This is a genomic window from Curtobacterium aurantiacum (assembly GCF_018598555.1).
GTDB lineage: Bacteria > Actinomycetota > Actinomycetes > Actinomycetales > Microbacteriaceae > Curtobacterium > Curtobacterium aurantiacum.
The window spans coordinates 84,642-107,088 of the sequence record NZ_JAHEWN010000010.1; the positions used below are offsets into that span (position 1 = coordinate 84,642).

A 22,447-nucleotide genomic window follows, 5' to 3' on the forward strand; every position below is an offset into this window, starting at 1 on the left:
GAGCCCGACGCAGCAGCGTCGGGCTCTTGTCATCTCATCAGGCCGCACCACGCGGGCCACACCACGAGCACGATCGGACGAAGGGGCGCATGACCGACGTCGACCTCGAGTTCGCCCGGGTCCGAGCGGTCCTCGACCGTCCGACCCTGCGGCTCATGTCCCGGCCGACCAGCGCCACGGTCCTCGCCGTGTTCCGCACGGTCTTCGACCGCGACGTGCAGTACGTCCCCGCCGACCGCATGCACCTGCAGGTCGAGGAGCACGTCGCGCGCCTGCAGGCCGCCGGCGCACGCGTCCCCGCGAGTGAGCAGACCGACGGCGACCAGGACGCCCGACCGAACGGCCGCGCCCTGTGCCGCGAGTGGGTCGGCGCCCAGTGGCTCGTCCGCTCGAACTCCCCCGACGGCGACGAGCAGTACTCCCTGACCAGCCACGCCCTCGAGGCGCTGAGCCTCGTCGACGCCCTGTCGGCCGACCGCGCCCTGATCAGCGAGAGCCGGCTGGCGATGATCGTGGACGCCGTGCACCGGTGGGCGGCCCGCGCCGAGCCCGACCCCGACGTGCAGATCCGCCGGATCGACGCCCAGATCGCCGAGCTGCAGGCCGAGCGGGACCGCCTGGAGCACGGCGACGACGTCGTGGCCGTCGACGACGACCGGATGCGCGACGGGTACACGAACATCTCCGACCTGATCCGACAGCTGCCGAGCGACTTCAAGCGGGTGGAAGAAGCGGTCGCGACGATGCACCGCTCGATCGTCGAGGACTTCCGGCAGGAGGTCCGCCCCATCGGCGAGATCCTCGACGACTACCTCGCGCGCACGGACAACCTGATGGAGGCAACGCCCGAGGGCCGTGCCTTCGAGGGCGCCTTCGAGCTCCTCCGTGACGACGCCCTGCTCCTCCGGCTCCGTGACGACATCGCCACGATCCTGACGCACCCGTTCGCACAGGGCCTCGGCGCCGGCGAACGTCGGGCGTTCCGCAACACCGTGACGATCCTGCGCCAGGGCATCGAGGACGTCCTCGCCCAGCGCCGCCAGCTCACCGCCACGCTCCGCGACCAGATCGTCGCGCACGACGTCGTCCGCGACCGCGAGCTCGATGCCGTGCTCCGGTCGATCAACCGTGGCCTCGCCACCCTGATGGACCAGGGCGGTGCACGCGACCGGATCCCGCTGCCGCTCCTGCCGGCGGCGGCCGAGGTCGGCACCCTGCGCGAGCGCTTCTACGACCCGGACGCCGAGTCCGTGCCGCCGCCCATCGAAGAACCCGACGACGACGTCTTCGAGGACCTCGACGTCGAGATGCTCCGCAAGCACGGCGGACCGCTCCTGACCGAGCTGCGGGCGGCGCTCCGGTTCGCCGAGGCCGACTCCAGCGTCGACGCGTTCCACGGGCTGCCGCCCGAGCAGCGCCGACCGGTCGAGCTCTTCGGGCTCGCGCACCTGTTGACCGGGCGCGACGACTTCGAGTCCGCCGCCCGCGTCGCCGAGCACCGCACGGTCCGGCCCGACGGCACCCCCATCACCTTCCACATGCCCACCGCTGCGCTCGACGACGAGCGCGCACCGGTCGGCGACGCACACGACGAGAACGCACAGGAGGCACGGTGAGCGACACGACGCCGGCACCGGTCGACGACACGGTCCCCTACGACGACCCCGCATCCGTGATGCAGGACGACGAGCGCGACGAGTCCAGCTTCGCCCTCTTCGAGGGCGACGAGGGCCGACTCGACGAGCACCAGCGACGCGCCCTGGTGGCGCTGCTGCGGCACTCGTACGTCAGCTCCCGCACGCACCCCGACGAGTGGCGTGCCGTCCTCGACGCCGAGCACCAGCTGCGCTCGCGCCTGAACGACCTGTTCCTCGAACTGCACGTCGACCGTGACCGCGAGGTCGCCTGGAAGCGCCAGGCCCGTTCGGAGAGCCAGCGCCGCACGTTCCCGACGCTGCTCCGCGACCTGCCGTACACGCGCGAGGAGACGATCGTCCTCGTCTACCTGCGGATGCGTCTGCGCGCCGACGCCCGACCGGGCCCGGACCAGGTCGTCGTCGACCGGTCCGAGATCCTCGGGCACGTGGCGGGCTTCCGTCCGGCGACCGCGACCGACCGCACCCGCGACGAGGGCCGGGTGGCGAAGGCCATCGAGCGCCTGGTGACCGCGCGCATCCTGATCCGCACCTCCGACCCGGACCGCTTCCGGGTGGCGAGCGTCGTCGAGGTGCTGCTCCCCCTGGAGCGCCTGCTCGAACTGGACGCCTGGTTGCGGACCACCACCGCGCAGGGTGACGCGACCGCCCCGGGCGGCGAGCCGACCGACGGGGACGACCCGCGCCTCCCGACTGACGACACCGACACCGACGACGAAGGCGAGACGGAAGCGTGACCGACACGTTCGAGATCCCGGCGCTCTTCGACACGGTCGCGCAGTGGCGCGCCGAGTCGATGCAGGTCGTCAACTGGGGTGGTTTCCACGGCCACCGGCAGGTCGAGCTCTCCGGCACGGCGACGCTCATCTCGGGCGCCTCGGGCACGGGCAAGTCCACGCTGATGGACGCCTACCTGGCCGTGATGATGCCGTCCGACGTGCCGTTCAACGGCGCCTCGAACGACGCCACCACCGGCCGCGCCCGCAGTGCCGACCAGCGCAACCTGCTGACGTACCTGCGCGGCAAGGTCGACACCCGGCGCGACCCCGAGACCGGCAGCCTGCGCGACGTGAACCTGCGCGGCGACGACCAGACCACGTGGGGTGCGGCGGCGGTCACGTTCCGGAACGACGACGAGCGGCGCTTCACGGTGCTGCGCGCGTACATCGTGCCGAAGCGAGCCCGCGGTGTCGGCGACATCCAGATGACCATGGCGACGGTCGACGACACCTTCGACCTGCGCCGGCTCGAGGAGTTCGTGCCGTCGCGGTTCCACCACCTCGAGCTGACCGGCCGCGTGCCGGGGCTCGTGATCCGCGACACGTACCAGGAGCTCGCGTACACGCTGCAGACGCGGCTCGGGATCGGTGACTCCGGCGGCGGCAACCGCGCGATGCGCCTGCTCGCCCGGATCCAGGCCGGCCAGCACCTGCCCACCGTCGACGCGCTGTACAAGTCGCTCGTGCTCGAGACCCCGGGCACGTACGAGGCGGCCGACCGGGCGCTCGCGCACTTCTCCGCCCTCGACGAGGCGTACGAGGCGATGGACACCGAGGAGCGCAAGGTCCGCATCCTCTCCCCCATCACCGACCTGCACACCGAGATCGCGCGCGCCACCGAGGCCGCAGCGGCCCTGGACGGCATCGCGACCGGCGCCGAGGTCTCCCCGTTCGCGCACTGGACGGCCTCGCGGAAGCGTGACCTGCTCGACGCCGAGGTGTCCCGCAACGCCCGGGAGCGCACGGCATCGCGCGCCGAGGTCGCCGCGGCCGAGGCCCGGCACGCCGCCGTCGAGATCGAGCTGCGGGACGCCGAGGCCCGGCTCCGCGACCAGGGCGGCAACGCGCTCGCCCAGCTCGAGGACCGCATCGAGCGGCTGACCCGCGAGCGCGACGGGGTCGTCCGCACCCGCGCCACGTTCGACGAGCGCACCGCGGTGCTCGGGACGTCCGTCACGACCGAGGCCGACTTCACCGCGGCGCAGCGCAGCTCGCACGAGTTCCTCGGGTCGTACGCCGACGCGCGCACCGCCCTCGACGAGCGCCGCGACGCGCTGACCCGCGAGGAGTACCCGCTCCTCGACCGTGAGCGGACCCTGCGCCAGGAACGCCAGTCGCTCGAGCACCGGCAGGGCGCCATGCCGCTGCCGATGCACGAAGCCCGCCTCGCGATGGCCCGCGCCGCCGGCATCGACCCGGCCGAAGTGCCCTTCGTGGCCGAGCTCCTCGACGTGCTGCCCGGTGAGGAGCGCTGGCGCACGGCCATCGAGTCGGTCCTGGCACCCGTCGCCCGCACGCTGCTCGTCGACCAGGACCGCCTGGCCGACTTCAGCGAGGCGATCGACGCACTCCGCCTGCCGGTCCGCGTGCAGTTCGAGGGTGTGCCGACCGGCCCGCACCTGGACCTCGACGGCGACCCGGCGATGGTGTCCGGCAAGCTCGCGATCAAGCCGTCGCCCTTCAGCACCTGGGTGCGCGAGCGGATCGAGTCCGACCGCACCGACGCACGCTGTGTCGCCTCGGCATCGGACCTCGGCGGTGGTGGCCGCCGGGTCACCGAGTCCGGGCAGCTGCGCGACGGTCGTCGTGGCGCGCACGGCGACCGCCGCCAGTCGAACGTCATCGGCTTCACGAACGAGGCCCGCGTCGCCGCGGTCGAGCAGGAGCTCGCCTCGATCGCGCAGGACCTCGCCACGCTCGAGGCCCGCCGCACCGACGTCGCGCAGGACCTCACCGCGCTCGACGTCCTCCGCGCCGCGCACCAGCACGTGGTCGACGTCACGTGGGCCGCGATCGACGTCGACGGGCTGGGGACGTCCCTCGCCCGGCTCGACGAGGAACGGCAGGCACTGCTCGCCGCCGATGACGGGCTCCGGACGCTCCGGGCCTCGGTCGCCCGGCTGCGGAAGTCCCTCGACGAGGCCGCCGACCGCCGGTCCGCCGCACGGCTCTCCGTCCAGCGGCTCGAGGAACGCCACGCGGTGCTCGTCGACGGCCAGGACGCCGCCGCCGAGATCCTGGAGCGCTTCGAGTCCTCGCCCGGTTCGCTGCCGGACGACCAGCAGGCCCGCCTGCTCGAGGAGACCTTCGAGGAGATCGGTGCCCCGGACGGCGTCGACGGGTTCGACGATGCCACCCGACGGCTCAAGCGCCGGCTCGAAGAACGCCTCTCGCAGGCGCTCGACGGTGCGGCCGCAGCCTCGACCTCGTTGACGCTGACGTTCCAGCGGTACCAGGACGCCTGGCCCGACCCGAACCTCGGCACCGGGGTCGCGTCGTACCCGGACTACTTTCGCGTCCTCGACCAGATCGTGGCGACCGGCCTGCACGCGCGCCGCACCGAGTGGCGTCGACGGCTGTCCCAGTGGAGCGGCGAGGACCTCGTGCCGCTCGCGGGGGCCTTCGACCGTGCCGTCGTCGAGATCGAGGAGCGCCTCGAACCGGTCAACGAGATCCTGCGGGAGCTGCCCTTCGGCGCGAACCGGGACCGCCTGAAGATCCAGATCCGCCGGGTCACCCGCGAGGACGTCACCGCGTTCCGCCGCGAACTCCGCGCCCTGTCCGCCTCGGTCGACACCGAGCTGACCGACGACGTGCTCGAGACCCGGTTCCGTCGACTCCGACGGTTCATGGCGGTCATCCGGCCCGACCCTTCCGTTCCGCGTGGCGGCCGCACCACCCAGCGGGACGCGGTGCTCGACGTCCGCCGGCACATGGAGATCACGGCCGTCCGGTACGACACGTCCGGCAACGACCTCGGCGTGTACTCGTCGCTCGGCGACAAGTCCGGCGGTGAGACGCAGGAACTCGTGGCGTTCATCGTCGGCGCCGCACTGCGCTACCAGCTCGGAGACGAGACCCGTCCGCGGCCCCGGTTCGCGCCGGTGTTCCTCGACGAGGCGTTCATCAAGGCGGACTCGGAGTTCGCCGGCCGTGCCGTGACCGCGTGGCTCCGGCTCGGGTTCCAGCTCGTCGTGAGTGCGCCGCTCGACAAGGTCACGGCGCTCGAACCCTCGATGGAGCGGCTGCTCTCGATGCGCAAGCACCCCGAGACCGGGCACTCGTCGATCACCGAGATCGCCCGGGTCGAGCCGGGGGCCGTCTGACGCGGGCGGGGTGGCGGTCACGAGGTGGTCGCAACACCCCGCTCAGGTTCGCCGAGGGGTCACGCACCGTCGGATGGCGGCCGCGCCGCCGACAGTTCGGGACCACTCGACGCGCTGGCAGCGGGGTGTCCTGACCACCCGGCCCGCGCTCTGGACGCGACCGACAGCGGCCTGGAGGCGCGGTGCGGGCCCGCCACGGGCCTCCCGGCCGCCCTTCCTCCGGTCGCAACACCCCGCTCAGGTTCGCCGAGCGGTCACGAACCGTCGGATGGCGGCGCCGCCGCCGACAGTTCGGGACCACTCGACGCGCTGCAGGTGGGGTGTCCCGACCACCCGGCGGCCTGGCCGTCAGCGTGTCGGCAGGTGCCGCACAGACGTTCCATGACCACGCGCCGCTACGGTGAGGGCGTGTTCGGACGCCGCCGCTCCCCCAGCCCCCGCCCCGACGACGCCCCCGGTCTCGGCATCGGCGCCCTCGTGCAGGTCGTCGACACCGATCGGGGTGGCGAGCAGTGGGCCGACGAGCCGATCGGGGTGATCGTGGCTCCCGGCGGGAGTCAGATCGGCGGGACACAGCGCACGTGGACCGTCGCGTTCGAGGAGCCCGTGTACACGAAGGACGGCCGCGGCCCCTTCGAGCGCGCGACCGTCCTGAGTCGTCAGCTGGTGCCGGTCACGACCGACAGCGGCGAGTAGTCCGGGTCAGGGACTCAGTACTCTTCGGAGCCGCTCTTCATCATGGCGGCCACGGCCATGCAGCACCCCACGCCACCGAGGACGCCGACGCCGATGATGATGCCTGCGATGAGTTCGAGCATGGGTGGTGACTCCTTGGTTGCGTCGGCCGTGTGGCTCCGCTCAGGTTACCGGATGCCGCGCATGAGCCGCAGCACCGGCTTGGCCAGGAACAGCAGGACCACGCCCACCGCGACGGCGACCAGGCCGAGGATCGTGAAGTACGGGGCCTCGTCCGCCGGGTCGTAGTAGCGGGACAGCACCCCGGTGACGGCGGTGCCGAGCGACACCGACAGGAAGAACAGCGCGACCATCTGCGTCTGGAACTTCGGCGGTGCGAGCTTCGTGGCGACGGACTGCCCGACCGGCGAGAGCAGCAGCTCGGCGAGCGTGAACACCAGCAGAATGGCGACGAGGGCGAGCAGCGGTGTGCCGTTCTCGCCCGAGCCGGTGAACGGCAGGAAGAGCAGGAACGCGAGCCCCATGATCCCGGTGCCGAGGGCGAACTTCGTCGGGGTGGACGGCTGGCGGTCGCCGAGCTTGGTCCACAGCGCCGCGAAGACGCCGGACAGCACGATGATGAAGACCGGGTTGATCGACTGCACCCACGACACCGGCATCTCCCAGCCGAACAGCGAGCGGTCGAGGCGTTCGTCGGAGTAGACGGTCACGACGGTGAACTGCTGCTGGTACAACGACCAGAACACGGCGCTGCCGATGAACAGCGGGATGAACGCGAACACCCGCGACCGTTCGTCACGGGTGAGGCCGCTCGACAGGATGACGACGAAGTACCCGATGGTGGCCAGCACGACGACCGCGACCACGACGGTGGGCAGGTTGCCCACGTTGAGCAGACCGGTCAGCACGGCGACGACGATGACGACCAGTGCGACGACGACGCCGGCGCCGATGAGCGGCAGGCGGCGGCGGTCGACGGGGTTGGCGACGTGGCGGACCACCTCGGGCAGCTTCTTCCGACGGATCGCGTACTGCACGAGGCCGGCGGCCATGCCCACGGCGGCCAGGCCGAAGCCCCAGTGGAAGCCGAGCGAGCTCTGCAGCAGCCCGGTGAGCAGCGGCCCGAAGAACGCCCCGAGGTTCACGCCGAGGTAGTAGAGCGAGAAGCCGGCGTCGCGGCGCGGGTCCTCGCGGCTGTAGAGGCCGCCGACGATCGTGGTGGCGGTGGCCTTGAGCCCACCGGAGCCGAGCGCGATGAGCACGAGGCCGACCCCGACGCCGGCCACACCGGGGATGAGCGCGAGGGCGATGTGCCCGAGCATCACGACGATCGCGCTGCCGAACAGGGTCCGGTCCGCACCGATCAGCCGATCGGCGATCCACGCCCCGATGATCGTGAACAGGTACACCGCACCGCCGTAGGCGCCCATGATGCCGGCCGCGATGCCCTTGTCGATCCCCAGGCCGCCCTGCGAGAGGGTGTAGTACATGTAGATGAGGACGATGCCCTGCATCCCGTAGAACGAGAACCGCTCCCAGAGCTCCACCGCGAACGGGGTCGAGAGCTCGAACGGTTGCCCGAAGAAGGTGCGTCCGGGACGGGCTTCGCGGTCCGCGGGGGTGGTACGTGACATGGCGGCAAGTCTGCCCCGGGCCGGGTGGACGCGCCCAATCGTCGAAGGTCGCTCATCTCTTTGGAGGGTTTCCACGACCTCGTGACGGTACCGGCGACACGAGGTTGTGCGGCCCGCACGGCGTTCCCGCCACTGTCGGCACCGGTGTCTAGCGTGGACGGTGCAACACGGACACCGCAGTTCAGGAGGACTCCGCCCATGGTCGACACCGCACCCGCCCAGCGCACCACCCCCGCCGGCGGCACCAGGCCCGCCCCGGACGTCGACGCGCCGAACGCCGACGCCACCGGCGACCCGGCAGCGGGCACACCGACCGCCGGCACGGACACCGACGTCCGGATCGACGTCGAGCTGGTGCAGGAGCTCCTGCTCGGACGCTGGGCCGAGGACCGCCGGATCTCCCGCCGGCTCGCACTGGACCCCGCGATGCAGAAGATCGAGGGCCAGCCGATCCCCGAGCACCGGGCACGGGTGCTCGAGCAGCTCCGGGTCCTCGTCGACGCCGGGGCCATCCAGCGCCCCTACCCCACGGAGTTCGGCGGCCAGGACAACCACGGCGGCAACCTCGCGGCGTTCGAGGAACTCGTCACCGCCGACCCGTCGATGCAGATCAAGGCCGGCGTGCAGTGGGGCCTGTTCGGGTCCGCCGTGCACCACCTGGGCACCGAGGCCAACCACCGCGAGTTCCTGCCGGGCATCGTCTCGTTCGAGGTCCCCGGCTGCTTCGCGATGACCGAGACCGGCCACGGCTCGGACGTGCAGAGCATCGCCACGACGGCCACGTACGACCCCGCGACCGAGGAGTTCGAGATCCACACACCCTTCCGCGGTGCGTGGAAGGACTACATCGGCAACGCTGCCCTGCACGGACACGCCGCCGTCGTGTTCGCGAAGCTCGTGACCGCCGGCGTCGACCACGGCGTGCACGCCTTCTACGTGCCACTGCGGAACGCCGAGGGGGCCTTCCTGCCCGGCGTCAGCGGCGAGGACGACGGGCCGAAGGGCGGCCTGAACGGCATCGACAACGGCCGGCTCGCGTTCGACCACGTCCGAGTCCCCCGCACCAACCTGCTGAACCGGTACGGCGACGTCGCCGCGGACGGCACGTACTCGTCGCCGATCGCCTCGCCCGGTCGCCGGTTCTTCACGATGCTCGGCACCCTGGTGCAGGGCCGGGTGTCGCTCGACGGCGCCGCGGTCGTCGCCCAGAAGATCGCGCTGCAGATCGCGCTGACCTACGCGATGCAGCGCCGCCAGTTCCCCACCGGCGACGGCACCGAGGGTGTGCTGCTCGACTACGGCCGGCACCAGCGCCGTCTCATCCCGCGCCTGGCGACGGTGTTCGCCCAGTCGTTCGCGCACGAGAAGCTCCTGCGCACCTTCGACGACGTCTTCAGCGGGCGCGAGGACACCCCGGAGCGCCGGGAGGACCTGGAGACCCAGGCCGCTGCCTTCAAGTCGATGTCGACCTGGTCGGCGCTCGACACCCTGCAGGAGGCCCGTGAGGCCTGCGGCGGTGCCGGGTTCCTCGCCGAGAACCGTCTGACCGGGCTCCGTGCCGACCTCGATGTCTACGTGACGTTCGAGGGCGACAACACCGTGCTGCTGCAGCTCGTCGGCAAGCGCCTGCTCACCGAGTTCCGCGCGAAGGCCCCGAAGGATGCTGCCGCCACCGCGAAGTTCGTCGCGGCCGTCGCGGCGTCGAAGCTCGCCGACGCGTCCGGCATCCGTCGCCTCGGCCAGACCGTGGCCGACCGGGGCTCCCTGGCCGCCAGCGTCGCCGACCTGCAGGACCCCCGGACGCAGCGTGACCTGCTCGCCGGTCGGGTGGACACCATGGTCGCCGAGATCGGCATGCGCCTGGCATCGGCCGGCAAGGACCGCGCCCGCGCCGCCCGCCTGCTGAACCGCTCGCAGCACGAGCTCATCGAGGCGTCGAAGGCGCACGCCGAACTCATGCAGTGGGACGCCTTCACCGAGGCGCTCGACGAGGTCACCGAGGGCGACACCCGCCGCGTGCTCGTCTGGCTGCGCGACCTGTTCGCACTCGGCCTGCTCGAGCAGCACCTGGACTGGTACCTGCTGCACGGCCGGCTGTCGGCGCAGCGTGCCCGCGCCGTGTCGGCGTACATCGACCGGCTCGTCGCCCGCGTCCGGCCGATCGTCCCGCAGCTGATCGAGACCTTCGGGTACGAACCCGGTCACGTCCGGGCGCCGATCGCGCTCGGTGCCGAGCAGGCCCGACAGGACGAGGCACGCGCCTGGTTCGCCGCCGAGGCCGCTGCCGGCCGCCTGCCCGAGCAGGAGAAGAAACCCCGTCCCTGACGGACGGGGAACCACGTTCGCGACGGACGAGCAGCCGCGCCCCCGACGGGCGTGGCTGCTCCGGGCCGCTAGGAGTCGGTCGGCTCGGGCGCCGCCCGGCCAGCGGCAGCCCCGCCCCGCGCACCGAGCGCCGCGCGCAACTGCGCCTCGGCGTCGTCGCCGGCCGCAGCGGCCTCGGCGTTCGCCTCGGCGACCGCACGCACGACCTCTTCGCGCTGGATCTTCACGCCCCGGGGGGCGTCGATGCCGATCCGGACGCCGTCGCCCCGGGAGTCGAGCACCGTGATGACGATGTCGTCGCCGACGAGGATCCGCTCGCCGACCTTCCGCGTGAGTACCAGCACCCGTTCAGCCTAGCGACACGACGGGAAGCCCCAGCAGGTCCACCGACCCGGGCGTGGCGGTCTCCCCCGCGCCGATCGCGACGACGCCGGCCACCGGCAGGCGGGACCCCACCGCCGACACCATCGCCGCCGAGTCCTCGGGCTTCCGTCCGACGTCGACGACGACCCACACCTGGTCGGCCTGCAGCGCGTCCCCCGTCACCCGGTCGTCCCACGCGGCCACCGCGAGCACGGCGTGACCGTCGCGGACGCCGTCCGCCCGCGCCAGGATCGCGGCCCGCCGGTCGGCCGCATCGGTCGGTCGGAGGGCGTGCCGGACCGCGAACAGTCCGGCCGCCGCGTCGACGTCGTTCGGCCGACCGACCAGGAGCACCAGGTCGCCGTCCGCGGACCGCACGGCCGGGGCGGTGGGCCGGGGAACCGGTCCGGGTGAGGGCGCGTCGAGGACGCGGGACGGGCCTCCCGACCGGGTTTCGACGACCGTCTGCGCGTCGACCACGGTCTGCGCGTCGACGGCGGCCTGGAGGCGCGGGTCGACCCCCGCGGGCACGTCTCGCTCGGTCGGCGCGCGAGTCGGGCGCGGGGCGCTTCCGGTGATCCCGTCCGCCTGGAAGCCGTCGAGCACCGACGCGAACGCGTCCGCCCGCGTGGACGCGGTGCCGTCGGTGCCGGCGATGCGCGCCTCGGCCGCCTCGGCGTCGGCCAGCAGCGCCGCGATCCCGACGCGTTGCACGGGCGAGTCGGCGATGACGACCCGGGCGGTGGGCTGGTCCCCCGGTTCCGGCACCTCGACGGTGGCCTCGACGTGCGCCTTGCGGAACAGCCCGCCGAAGCCCGGCGTGGTCACGCGCTCGGCGGCGACGATCCGGGCGCCCGCGCCGAACTCGGTCCGGACGGCGTCGCGGACCGACTCGAGCGTCGCGCCGCTACGCTGCAATCGGGTCGGCGGCACGGACCACTCCCACGGTCTCGATGGTGGATCCAGCGGCGGTGGCCTCCTGGTACGACAGCACCGGGAGCCCGTTCGACTGGGCGGCGACCATGCGGTGCACGGCCGGGCGGAGCTGCGGGGCGCACACCAGGACGGCGGAGAGCCCCTGGTCCTCCACGGAGCGGACCGCGTCGCGGACGGAGCCGAGGACCTGCTCGATCCGGTGTGCGTCGAGCACGATCTGGCTGCCCTGCTCGGACGGCCGGAGTCCCTCGAGCATCGACTGCTCGAGCATCGGGTCGATCATGATGACCCGCAGCGTGCCGGCCTCGGTGTACCGGGCGGCGAGGGCCGGACCGAGCGCGGCGCGGGCGGACTCGACGAGCCCCTCGGGGTCGGTCGACACCTTCGCCCGCAGGGTGAGGGCCTCGCAGATGCGGCCGAGGTCGTTGATCGGCACGCGCTCGGCGAGCAGGCCCTGCAGCACGCGCTGCAGCTCCGCCATCGAGAGCATGCCGGGGACGAGTTCCTCGACGGCGGCGGGGTTGACCTGCTTGACGCCCTCGGTCAGGACCTTGACGTCCTCGCGGGTGAGCAGGCGCGCGGCGTTGTCGCCGATCACTGCCTGCAGGTGGGTGACGAGTACGGAGACGCGGTCGATCACGGTCGCGCCGGTCATCTCGGCGGCGTGCCGGAGTTCGGCGGGCACCCACTTGCCGGTCAGGCCGAACACCGGTTCGACGGTCGACGTGCCCGGCAGGCCGTCCAGGTGGTCGCCCAGCGCCAGGACGCTCCGGGCGGGCGCGGTGCCCCGACCGGCCTCGACGCCGGCGATCCGGATGGCGTAGGTCGACGGCGGCAGGTCGATCGAGTCGCGGGTGCGGACCGGGGGCACGACGATGCCCATGTCGATCGCGATCTTGCGGCGGAGCGCCCGCACCCGGCCGAGCAGGTCGTCCGAGGCGCCGGACACCATGTCGACGAGGTCGGGGGCCAGCTGGATCTCGAGGGCGTGCACGCGCATCTGCTCGAGCAGGTCCTCCGGGGTGTCACCGACCGGTGCGGCGGCCTCGAGTGCCTGCTGGCGGGCGGCGTCCGCCTCGGCGCGGGCGGCGTTCCGACCGATGCGCCAGCCGGTGAACAGCAGGGTGGCGCCGACGAGCAGGAACGGCAGGATCGGCATGCCGGGGATGAACCCCATCGCGATCGCGGCGACGCCGGCGATCATCAGGGCGTTCCGCGACTGCGACAGCTGCGTGGCGGCCGAGGAACCCATCTCCGACTCGGCGCCGGACCGGGTGACGATCATGCCCGTGGACACCGCCATCAGCAGCGCGGGGATCTGCGTGACCAGGCCGTCACCGATGGTCAGGATGCCGTACTTCGACAGCGCGTCGGTCGCGGAGAGGCCGTTCTGCAGCATGCCGATCGCGATGCCGCCGATCAGGTTGATGATGATGATCAGGATGCCGGCGATCGCGTCGCCCTTGACGAACTTCGACGCACCGTCCATTGCGCCGTAGAAGTCGGCCTCGGCGGACACCGCGGCCCGGCGCTCCTTCGCTTCCTGGTCGGTGATGAGCCCGGCGTTCAGGTCGGCGTCGATCGCCATCTGCTTGCCCGGCATCGCGTCGAGCGTGAAGCGCGCACCGACCTCGGCGACGCGCTCGGCACCCTTCGTCACCACGACGAACTGGATGACGATGAGGATCAGGAAGATGACCGCGCCGATGATGATCGACCCGGAGACGGCGACGTGGCCGAACGCCTGGATGACGTCACCCGCGAACCCCTCGCCGAGCACCAGCCGGGTGGACGCCACGTTGAGGCCGAGCCGGAACAGCGTCGCGACGAGGAGGAGCGACGGGAACACCGAGAAGTCGAGCGGCTTCTTCACGAACAGCGTCGTGAGCAGGATCACCAGCGCCAGCAGGATGTTGATGATGATCAGGAAGTCGAGCAGGAACGACGGCACCGGCAGGATCAGCAGCAGGATGATGCCGACGATGAACACCGGGACGACGAGCTTCGGCAGGTCCTTGCGGTTCATGCGGGGAGTCCTTCGGTCTGGTTCTCTGCGAGTCGCGGTGGACGGAGCTTGCGGGGGCGGAGGTCCCCGGTCAGGGTGGCCGGGTCGATGACGCTCGCGACCTCGTCCGGGGTGGTCGGCCGCGGCGGCGCGTGCGTGCCGGCCGCCGTGCCGCGGGCCTTCAGCACCATCACGAAGGACAGGACGCGGGCCACCGGCGTGTACAGGTCGACGGGGATCTCGTGGCCGAGCTCGCACGCGGCGTGCAGGGCACGGGTGAGCGGGACGTCGCGGACGATCGGCACGCGCTCATCTTCGGCACGGGCACGGATGACGTCGGCGACCGGGCCGGCGCCCTTCGCGACCACCCGGGGCGCGGACTTGCCGGGCTCGTACTTGATCGCGACGGCGTAGTGGGTCGGGTTCGTCATCACGACGTCCGCGGTGCCGATGGCCTGGATCATCCGGTTGCGGCTCATCGCGAGCTGGCGGGACCGGCGCTGCGACTTCACCAGCGGGTCGCCGTCGCTCCGCTTGTTCTCGTCCTTGACCTCGCGCTTGGTCATCATCGTGCGCTTCCGGTTGCGGCGGATGACCACGAACACGTCGAGGGCGGCCAGGACCAGCCCGGCGACGATCGCGGCGCGCAGCAGCGTGCCCGACCCGGCGGCTGCCGCCTCGAGCACGGCGGACAGCGGCAGCGAACCGCTCGTCATCAGGACCGGCATGAGTCCCTGCACCGCGAACCAGAGCACGAGCCCGACCACGGCGGTCTTCAGCAGCGCCTTCGCGCCGTTCCAGAGCGCCTGGGTGCCGAACACCCGCTTCAGGCCGGCGATCGGATCGAAGTGCTCGGGCTGCGGCGCCATCTTGCGGAAGTGCACCCCGCCCTGGGTCACTGCGGCGGCGAGCACGGCGACGGCGACCACCGCGAGCATCGGACCGAGGGTCGCACCCATCGAGCCCAGCGCGTCGGCGAGCAGCGCCTGCACGGCACCGAGTTCGGGGTCCTCGATGACGCGCTGCACGGCGAGCAGCTGGTCCTGCCCGGCCGCTGCGGCGTTGCCGATGGCGGCCGGGATCATGAGCGCCGCGACCGCGATGCCGATCCACGCGCCGAGGTCCTGGGAGCGGCCGACCTGGCCCTTCTCGTGGACCTCGCGCATCCGCTGCTGCGTCGCCTGTTCGGAGCGTTCTCCGCTGTCGGACACGTCGTCACCCCCGTCCCGTGATCGCCTCGACGGCGTCGCCGGTCAGCGACGACACCACCGAGGGCAGGGCCATGAAGAGCGCGCCGGCGAACAGGACGGTCAGGCCGATCTTGATCGGGAAGCCCATCTGGAACGCGTTGAGCGCCGGGGCCACACGGGTGAGCAGGCCGAGGCCGACGTCCGCCAGGAACAGCACCACCACGAGCGGTCCGGCGATCTGCAGCGTCGCGAGGAACATCTGCGACATCGCCGTCACGAGCATCGACGCGAGCCCGTCGACCGCGAACGTGCCGGTGAGCGGCACGGCGTCGAACGACCGCACGAGGCCGCCGACGATGAGCTGGTACCCGCCGGAGGTGAAGAGCAGCGCGAGCGCGGTCATCTGGAACAGGCGGGTGAACTGCGCGCCGTTGACCTGGGACTGCGGGTCGAAGGCCTGCGCCAGCGTGAACCCGCCGAACAGGTCGATGAGCGCGCCGGCGGACTGCACGGCCGCGAACACCAGGAACACCAGGAACCCGAGGGACAGCCCGACGACGAGCTGGGTGAGCAGGGCGAGCAGGAACGGCCCCGTCTCGAGCGACTCGTAGCCGACGGCGACGCGCGGGGCGACGCCGATGGCGAGACCCAGCCCGAGGATCACCTTCACGGTGCCCGGGAACGCACGGTACGAGAACGGCGGCGCGATCACGAAGAACGCGACGAGCCGGACGCCGGCGAGCATCGTGGCCTCGAGCCGGTCGGCGTTGACGGCGAGCTCCATCAGCCGTGCCCGAGCAGCTTCGGGATCATGTCGAAGGCGACGTGCGTGAACGCGATCATCTCCGAGATCATCCAGTTGCCGCAGATCACCAGGGCGATCGCGACGGCGACGGCCTTCGGCACGAACGAGAGCGTGACCTCCTGGATCTGCGTGACCGACTGGAACAGCGAGATCGCGAAGCCGACGACGAGCGAGGTCACCAGGACCGGCGCGGCGAGCTTCCCCGACACCAGGAGTGCCTGCAGCACGAGGTCGATGACGGCCTGCTGGTTCATGCGCGCCCCCTAGACAACGTGGTAGCTCTCGATGAGCGAGGTGATGATGAGGCCCCAGCCGTCGACCAGCACGAAGAGCAGGATCTTGAACGGCAGCGAGATCATGACCGGCGGGAGCATCATCATGCCCATCGACATGAGCGCCGCGGAGACGACGAGGTCGATCACCAGGAACGGGATGAAGATGACGAACCCGATGATGAACGCGCTGCGGAGCTCGGAGATGATGAACGCCGGGATGACCGTCGTCATCGGCACGTCGGCCATCGACCCGGGGTTGTCGAGCCCGGCGGCGCGGGTGATCAGGGCGACGTCCTCGTCGCGGGTCTGGTGGAGCATGAACGTCCGCAGCGGCTTCGTGCCGATCTCGACGGCCTGGTTGAAGTCGAGCTTCCCCGCCAGGTAGGGCTGCAGGGCGTCGTCGTTGATGTGCCCGAGCACCGGCGCCATCACGAACAACGACAGGAACAGCGCGAGCCCAGCGATCACCTGGTTCGGCGGGATCGACTGCAGCCCGAGTGCGTTCCGGGTCATGGCGAGCACGACGAAGATCTTCGTGAACGACGTCATCATGAGCATCAGCGCCGGTGCAACGCTCAGCAGCGTGATGCCGATGAGCGTCACGACGGCGGACGACGGCGTGCCGTCCGGGCCGTTCACGCTGACGCTGAAGTCGCCGGTCGCGGGTGCGGTCGGCGTGGCCGGAGCCGTGGGCTCGACGACACCGGCGGCGTGCGCACTGGTCGTGGTGAGCATGAGGAACCCGGCGACGACCGCCAGCCCGAGCAGGACGAGGGCGACGAGTCGACCCGACCGTGCCAGCCGGTGCGGCCCTGCCGCCCTCACCCGGCCCGCCGGTTCCGGAGCGCCGCGGCGGCCTGCCGCCAGGTGTCGACCGACAGGATCGAGCCCTGCAGCTGCTGGACGCTCGGCACGGTGCGCTGCGGACGGCGGTTGCGCGGGCGCATCGGCAACGGCGCGGCCACGCCGGGTGCGTCGGTCACGTTCGGCGCGTCGTCCTGGAGGCCCGTGGTGACGTCCGTCTGCTGCGCGAGTTCCCGACCGAACGCGTCGGCCGACGGGGCGGGACGCACCGGCAGCGCAACCGGTCCGGTCACGATGGTGAGTTCGGGCGCGGGCGCCTGCCCGCTGGTGAGCAGCGTGACCCCGTGCTCGGACACGCCGAGCACGAGCCGCTCCCCCTCGACGTCGACCACGACGACGCTCGCCTTGCCGCCGATGCCCTGCCGTCCGACGACCTCGACGGTCGCGGCCCGACGGCCGGACGGCTTGCCCGAGAAGCGCTTGCGGCTCGCGCGGTGCAGCACCCACATGAGGGCGAGCACGACGCCGAGCGAGAGCGCGACGCGGAGGGTGACGACGAGGGTGTCCACGTGCGGGTCAGACGATCTCGGCGACGTCGAGGATGCGCGTGATCCGGACCGCGTAGTCCTGGTCGACGACCACGACCTCGCCGTGCGCGATGAGACGGCCGTTCAGCAGGACGTCGGCGGGGGCGCCGGCGCTGCGGTCGAGCTCCACGACGGCACCGGGCTCCATGCCGAGCACGTCGCGCACGGACATGCGGGTGCGACCGATCTCCACCGTGAGGGTCATCTCGACGTTGTTGATCCGGCCGAGGTTGCCGGCGGGCAGGTTCGCGACGACGGGGGCGGACACCGTGCCGTTCTCGCGGACACGGATACCGAACCAACCTGCGGGCAGCCCGCCGGCGGTCAACTCGAACACGACCGTGTCGGGGTCCGCCAGGAGCGACGCCGCCGACGCGCGGCTCGCCTCGCCGAGCACCCCGACGCCGAGCACGCCGGCAGCGGCCTCGAGCGACGGACGCAGCACGTCGGTGACCGCGACGATGCCGTGGTCGGTGCCTCCGGCGGCCGTGATCGCCTCGAGGTCGGTGAGCACGAGCGCCAGGTCGGCCGACAGGCCGCCGACGAACGACGCGACCACGGCGTCGGTCGCCGCGTCGAGCACGACCGGTGTCGCGCCTCCAGGCAGGAGCACCGCGCGCAACGGGGCGGCCGTCGGGAGCTGCGCCGCGAGCGACTCGGCCGCTGCGGTGTGGAGGGTGGTCGTTTCGGTCATCAGTGCTGCTCCGTGCTCGTGGTGGTGACGACGATGCCGGCGAGGCGCGAGCCGTTCGCGCCGACCGCGGCGGTGCCGACGGGTTCCCCGTCGACCGCGATGGTGAGGGGGCGGTGCTGCGGGTGCGGCAGCGGCAGCACGTCGCCGACGGCGAGCCGGAGGACCTGCGTCGGGAGCACGGTCGCCGGGGCGAAGCGCAGGCTGACACCGACGGGGACACTCTCGAGCTGCGCGTCGAGCAGGGCGCGGGCGTCGGCGGTCGAAACGTGCGCGGCGGCCTCGCCGAGCTGCGGCAGGACGGCCTCGGCCGGCAGGGCCAGCGTGCCGGGGGCGATGCGGTCGCCCACCCGGATCGAGAACGAGGCGACGATCATCAGGTCACCCTTCTGGGCGGCCTGGGCGAACTGGCTGTTGAACTGGAACCCGCCGACCGTGACGTCCTGCGCGAGCAGGCCGCCGAACGAGTAGCGCAGGTCGTCGAGGGCGTCCTCGACGATCTTGCGGACCAGGGCCTGCTCGATGGGCGTGAAGGTGCGGTCCGGGGTCGGCAGCGGCTTCGAGGCGCCGAGCGCGTGCGACACCCAGGTCAGCGCGCCGTCGAGCGGGACCTGCAGCACGCCCTTCGGGGTCACGCCGGTGATCGGGAGCAGCACCATGCCGGTGAGGGCGGGCAGCGACGCGGCGTACTCGTCGTACGTCGTCATCTGCACCTGCTCGCAGGTGACCTGGCTGACCGCACGGACCTTCGCCGTGAGCTGCGTGCCCCACTGGCGCGCGAAGGTCTCGAAGGCGAGCTCGAGGACACGGGCGTGCTCACGGGCCAGCGTCGACGGGCGCGCGAAGTCGTACACCTCGGGCGCTGGCAGGGTCTCGGTCACGGGTGCGTCTATCGGTCACCTGTGGGGCACCCGTCAGTGCTGTACCCCGTAGTGGGGCGGTGGCCTCGTTCTGGTGTGCCGCCCTGTCGCGCTCCCTCCTGCTCGTCTCTCGACCCTGTCGTGCTGCGTCCTGCTCGTCTCTCAGCCCGCTCGTGCTGCGTCCTGCGCCTTCGCCAGGGCCGGCATCAGGGCGCTGACGTCCTGGTCGGCGTTCGACAGGACCACGATGTCGACCCGGCGGTTCAGCGCGAGGTCCTGGTCGGTGCCACCCTTCGCCAGCGGCCGGCTCGACCCGAAGCCGACGCTCTGCACGTGGTCGCCGGGCATCCCGCCCCGCTCGACCAGGTCACGCAGCACCCCGGTGGCCCGCGCCGCGCTGAGTTCCCAGTTCGTCGCGTACGGGGCGGTCGAGTTCCGCTGGTCGGCGTGGCCCTCGACGCTGACGTCGTGGTCGGACGTCCGCAGCACCGGGGCGATCGCGTCCATGATCGACCGCGCCTGGTCGGACAGGTCGGCGCTGTTCGTGCCGAAGTACGTCTCGCTGCCGATGAGCCGGACGATGAGGCCCCTGGCGTCGACGGTGAACTGGACGTTCTCGGTCTGTCCGGCCTTCGCCAGGTTGCGCTGGATCGCACGCTCCAGGCGCGTCAGGTCGTCGAGCTCGCGCTTCGCGGCAGCGAGGTCCTGCTTCGTCGCGCTGGTCGGCACCACGGTCGATGCCGGGTCGACGTCGGTGTCCGCCGTGCCCGACGACGCGGTGGAGTGGTCGGCCTGGGACTTGTCCGTCGAGTAGCCGGAGCCGTCCTCGACCTGGTCCTTCGTGACGACCGTGCCGCTCGCCGTGTCGACCTTCTGCGACGTCACCTCGCCGAAGCCGGTGGCGAGCGAGTTCTTCAGCTGGACGTACTTCTGCTGGTCGACGGTGGACATCGCAAAGAGCACGAGGAACATGCACATCAGCACCGTGATCATGTCCATGTAGGACGCCATCCAGCGCTCGTCGGGGTGCTCGGCCTCGTCGTGCGACTTCTTGGCGCGACCGCGGCCTCGGCCCCGGGGGTTGGCGCTCATCGTCAGGCCGCCAGCTGCTGCTCGTCGGCGTCGCCGGCGGTGCCGCCCTTGCCCTTGCCGCTCTTCGCCTTGGCCTTGGCCTTGGCCGACGTGTCGGCGCGGGCCTCGGGCGGCACCATGGCCTTCAGGCGCTCGCCGAGCAGACGGGGCTGGCTGCCGGCCTGGACCGCGAGCAGGCCCTCCATCAGGAGCGTCTGCCGGTCCGACTCGAGCTGCGCGAGCTTGCGGAGCTTCCCGCCGATCGGCAGCCACATGAAGTTCGCGGTCAGCAGGCCCCACAGGGTGGCGACGAACGCACTCGCGATGAGCGGGCCGAGCTCGTCCGGCTTGCCGAGGTTCGCGAGCACGTGGGTGAGCGACACCACGGTGCCGATGATGCCGACGGTCGGGGCGAACCCGCCGAGGCCCATGAAGAACGCGCTCGCGCTCCGCATCGGTGCAGCGTTGGACTCGATCTCGTCCTCGAGCAGGATCCGCAGCTCGTCCCCGTCGGTGCCGTCGGCGATGTTCTGCAGCGCCTTCTTCATGAACGGGTCGTCGTGCTTGTCGGCCTCCTGCTCGAGGGCGAGCAGGCCGTTCGCCCGCGCGGTCTCGGCGAGCCCGACGACGTCGTCGATGACCGACGCCGGCGGAGTGACCTTGCCGGTGAACGCCTTCGGAACGGCCTTGAAGCTGGCGATGGCGTCCTTGAGGGTCGTGCTGGCGATGCCGCAGCCGATGGTGGCCCCGAACACGAGCAGCATCGGGGCGGGCAGGAAGAGTCCGCCGAGCTCGACGTGCTCCATCTGGACCATGCCGAACAGTGCGCCGAAGGCGAGCAGGATGCCGACGATCGTTGCGATGTCCACGTCAACGACCCCCGTCCAGCGCGCGGCCGTGCAGCGGGGTGCGGAGGGCGGCGACCGGGGCGAGCGTCGGCTGCGGGCCCGTGTTCGTGCCCGCGCGCGGGGCTGCGTCGGTGCCGTAGGCCATGCCGACGATGCGGGCGCGGTACGCGGCGATCAGGTCGATGACGTCGGCCATCGACTCCCGCACGATGTACTTCGCGCCGTCGACCATGATGAGCGTCGTGTCCGGCGTCTCCTGGATGCGCTCCACGAGATCGGGGTTCACAGCGAATCCGCTGCCGTTCAGTCGTGTGACGACGATCATGGCCCGTCCTGGTTCTCGATCGTCCCGCCGCCGTCCGTGGGGCGGGATGCGGGCCCGTCCGTGGGCCTGCACGGAGGACTATCGGCGGCTGCGGCGGGTGCGTTAGTGGCCGTCAGTAGCCTGGTGCGGTGATCGATGCCTCGGACCTGCTCGCCCACCCGCGTGGCCGGCGCTTCTGTCTGGAGCTCGTCCGCGTGGTGCAGGACCCCGACGATCCGGCCACGGCACACCTCGGCGCCCTGCTCTTCTGGGCTGAGCACCACCTCGGCGTCGAACTCGGCGACGGCCGCACGCTCTTCGGCATCGGCGGTGCGGTCGAACCGGAGCCGGCTCCGCACCTGGGAACCGTGGCGAGCGCACTCGCGGCGGTGTCCCTGCCGTCCGTGGGCGAGGACGACGTGGTGGTCGCACTCGAGTCCACTGCGGAGAGCGCGCTGTGGTGGCAGCAGCCCGACGCGCTGGACGTGCTCCTCGGCCGACCGGAGTTGCTGCCCGCGCTCCGGCGGATCGCTCGGTGGGCTGCCGACAGCCCGGTCGTGCGCCGGCTCTTCGACCCGCAGGGCGGAGCATGGAGCGTCGAGTTCGACGAGGACGACCAGCCCCGACGTCCGGGAGCGGCAGAGGCGCTCGCCGACTGGTCCCGGGAGCTGCGCCGCGAGGACGCCGAGGGGAACCCGGGGGTGGCCAGCGGGGTTTGGTGGACGACTCCGCCGTGGCCGCTCGCGCAGCACACGCGAGCGCCGTTCCCGTCCGCCGGGCCGCTGGCGCTGTGGGCGGTCGAGGACTCCTTCGGGCAGGAACGCGCCGTGGTCTCGGCCGTGCCCGCCGATGCCACGGCGCGCGTGTGCACCGTCGACGGTCCCGCCGACTGGGCTGCGCTGTGCCGACGCTGGCCGCTCGACGTGACGCAGACCACCCGACGGAACGACTGGGCCGTGGCGACCGGACGGCAGGGTGACTGGGTGCTGCCGGACTGGTCCGCGGTGGCCACCGAGTACGACGTCGTGCACCTGACCGTCGCGGGCTGGTTCCGCACCTCCGGACTCGCCGTGCCGGTCGACGGCAGCCGGGCGAGCGTCGTCGCAGGGTGGACGCCGGACTCCGCCTACCGGCTCACCGACTGGGGAGCCGAGGTCAGTGCAGTCCCTGCCGAGCCGGAGACGTGGTCGCGTCCCGGCAACTCCGGGGTCTGGCGTCGTCTCAGCTGATCCCCAGCAAACCGCTGCATCCGATCGGGGTGCTCCGGCGGTAGTGGGGGTACGACGTCGAGGA

Annotated in this window: 20 protein-coding genes; 6 read left to right on the top strand and 14 right to left on the bottom strand. The window is 71.9% G+C overall.

Annotation, left to right across the window (positions count from 1 at the left end; all coding sequences use genetic code 11):
• Nucleotides 1-89 precede the first annotated feature (89 nt).
• The 4 genes from KK087_RS10595 to KK087_RS10610 all read left to right on the top strand — a co-directional run bounded on the left by KK087_RS10595 (nucleotide 90) and on the right by KK087_RS10610 (nucleotide 6,456).
• Complete coding sequence (locus KK087_RS10595) at nucleotides 90-1,616, top strand: DUF3375 family protein (protein ID WP_214565137.1); 1,527 nt, start codon at nucleotides 90-92, stop codon at nucleotides 1,614-1,616.
• Nucleotides 1,613-2,392, top strand: a complete 780-nt coding sequence (locus KK087_RS10600; protein WP_214565140.1) for a DUF4194 domain-containing protein — start codon at nucleotides 1,613-1,615, stop codon at nucleotides 2,390-2,392. The genes KK087_RS10595 and KK087_RS10600 overlap by 4 nt, the downstream gene beginning before the upstream one ends.
• Nucleotides 2,389-5,760, top strand: a complete 3,372-nt coding sequence (locus KK087_RS10605) for an ATP-binding protein (protein ID WP_214565141.1) — start codon at nucleotides 2,389-2,391, stop codon at nucleotides 5,758-5,760. The genes KK087_RS10600 and KK087_RS10605 overlap by 4 nt, the downstream gene beginning before the upstream one ends.
• A gap of 381 nt (nucleotides 5,761-6,141) precedes the next feature.
• Nucleotides 6,142-6,456, top strand: coding sequence for a hypothetical protein (locus KK087_RS10610; protein ID WP_214565143.1), 315 nt, complete (start codon nucleotides 6,142-6,144; stop codon nucleotides 6,454-6,456).
• Nucleotides 6,457-6,623: 167 nt separating this feature from the next.
• On the opposite strand, the gene KK087_RS10615 is transcribed toward KK087_RS10610, so the two are convergent.
• Nucleotides 6,624-8,090: a peptide MFS transporter gene (locus tag KK087_RS10615; RefSeq protein WP_214565150.1), complete on the bottom strand. Its 1,467-nt coding sequence runs from the start codon at nucleotides 8,088-8,090 to the stop codon at nucleotides 6,624-6,626.
• A 198-nt stretch (nucleotides 8,091-8,288) separates the two neighbouring features.
• Here KK087_RS10615 and KK087_RS10620 point away from each other — a divergent pair, with 198 nt between their 5' ends.
• Nucleotides 8,289-10,415 carry an acyl-CoA dehydrogenase family protein gene (locus KK087_RS10620; RefSeq protein ID WP_214565152.1) on the top strand — a complete coding sequence of 709 codons (2,127 nt, stop codon included), beginning with the start codon at nucleotides 8,289-8,291 and terminating at the stop codon, nucleotides 10,413-10,415.
• 68 nt (nucleotides 10,416-10,483) lie between these two features.
• Here KK087_RS10620 and csrA read toward each other — a convergent pair whose 3' ends face one another.
• The 13 genes from csrA to KK087_RS10685 all read right to left on the bottom strand — a co-directional run bounded on the left by csrA (nucleotide 10,484) and on the right by KK087_RS10685 (nucleotide 21,175).
• Nucleotides 10,484-10,759 (bottom strand): carbon storage regulator CsrA, encoded by a 276-nt coding sequence (gene csrA / locus KK087_RS10625; RefSeq protein WP_214531331.1) that lies wholly within the window; start codon nucleotides 10,757-10,759, stop codon nucleotides 10,484-10,486.
• 4 nt (nucleotides 10,760-10,763) lie between these two features.
• Nucleotides 10,764-11,711, bottom strand: coding sequence for a hypothetical protein (locus tag KK087_RS10630; RefSeq protein ID WP_214565154.1), 948 nt, complete (start codon nucleotides 11,709-11,711; stop codon nucleotides 10,764-10,766).
• Nucleotides 11,686-13,740: a flagellar biosynthesis protein FlhA gene (locus KK087_RS10635; protein ID WP_214531333.1), complete on the bottom strand. Its 2,055-nt coding sequence runs from the start codon at nucleotides 13,738-13,740 to the stop codon at nucleotides 11,686-11,688. Before KK087_RS10635 ends, KK087_RS10630 begins: the two co-directional genes overlap by 26 nt.
• On the bottom strand, nucleotides 13,737-14,930 hold the full coding sequence (locus KK087_RS10640) for an EscU/YscU/HrcU family type III secretion system export apparatus switch protein (protein ID WP_214565156.1): 1,194 nt from the start codon (nucleotides 14,928-14,930) through the stop codon (nucleotides 13,737-13,739). The genes KK087_RS10635 and KK087_RS10640 overlap by 4 nt, the downstream gene beginning before the upstream one ends.
• Nucleotides 14,931-14,934: 4 nt before the next feature.
• Nucleotides 14,935-15,693, bottom strand: coding sequence for a flagellar biosynthetic protein FliR (locus tag KK087_RS10645; RefSeq protein WP_214531335.1), 759 nt, complete (start codon nucleotides 15,691-15,693; stop codon nucleotides 14,935-14,937).
• Nucleotides 15,693-15,968 (bottom strand): flagellar biosynthesis protein FliQ, encoded by a 276-nt coding sequence (fliQ, locus tag KK087_RS10650; RefSeq protein ID WP_214531336.1) that lies wholly within the window; start codon nucleotides 15,966-15,968, stop codon nucleotides 15,693-15,695. The genes KK087_RS10645 and fliQ overlap by 1 nt, the downstream gene beginning before the upstream one ends.
• A 9-nt stretch (nucleotides 15,969-15,977) precedes the next feature.
• Nucleotides 15,978-16,814, bottom strand: a complete 837-nt coding sequence (gene fliP, locus KK087_RS10655) for a flagellar type III secretion system pore protein FliP (protein ID WP_214565159.1) — start codon at nucleotides 16,812-16,814, stop codon at nucleotides 15,978-15,980.
• Entirely contained in the window at nucleotides 16,811-17,362 is a 552-nt protein-coding gene (locus KK087_RS10660; RefSeq protein WP_214565163.1) for a FliO/MopB family protein, read from the bottom strand. Before KK087_RS10660 ends, fliP begins: the two co-directional genes overlap by 4 nt.
• Before the next feature lie 7 nt (nucleotides 17,363-17,369).
• On the bottom strand, nucleotides 17,370-18,074 hold the full coding sequence (gene fliN, locus KK087_RS10665) for a flagellar motor switch protein FliN (RefSeq protein ID WP_214531339.1): 705 nt from the start codon (nucleotides 18,072-18,074) through the stop codon (nucleotides 17,370-17,372).
• Nucleotides 18,074-18,952 carry a flagellar motor switch protein FliM gene (locus tag KK087_RS10670; RefSeq protein WP_214531340.1) on the bottom strand — a complete coding sequence of 293 codons (879 nt, stop codon included), beginning with the start codon at nucleotides 18,950-18,952 and terminating at the stop codon, nucleotides 18,074-18,076. Before KK087_RS10670 ends, fliN begins: the two co-directional genes overlap by 1 nt.
• Nucleotides 18,953-19,093: 141 nt before the next feature.
• On the bottom strand, nucleotides 19,094-20,023 hold the full coding sequence (locus KK087_RS10675; protein ID WP_214565165.1) for an OmpA/MotB family protein: 930 nt from the start codon (nucleotides 20,021-20,023) through the stop codon (nucleotides 19,094-19,096).
• A 2-nt stretch (nucleotides 20,024-20,025) separates the two neighbouring features.
• Complete coding sequence (locus KK087_RS10680; RefSeq protein WP_214531342.1) at nucleotides 20,026-20,871, bottom strand: motility protein A; 846 nt, start codon at nucleotides 20,869-20,871, stop codon at nucleotides 20,026-20,028.
• Between the two features lies 1 nt (nucleotide 20,872).
• Entirely contained in the window at nucleotides 20,873-21,175 is a 303-nt protein-coding gene (locus KK087_RS10685; protein WP_214544345.1) for a flagellar FlbD family protein, read from the bottom strand.
• Nucleotides 21,176-21,303: 128 nt separating this feature from the next.
• Here KK087_RS10685 and KK087_RS10690 point away from each other — a divergent pair, with 128 nt between their 5' ends.
• Nucleotides 21,304-22,383, top strand: coding sequence for a hypothetical protein (locus KK087_RS10690; RefSeq protein WP_214531344.1), 1,080 nt, complete (start codon nucleotides 21,304-21,306; stop codon nucleotides 22,381-22,383).
• Nucleotides 22,384-22,447: the final 64 nt, after the last annotated feature.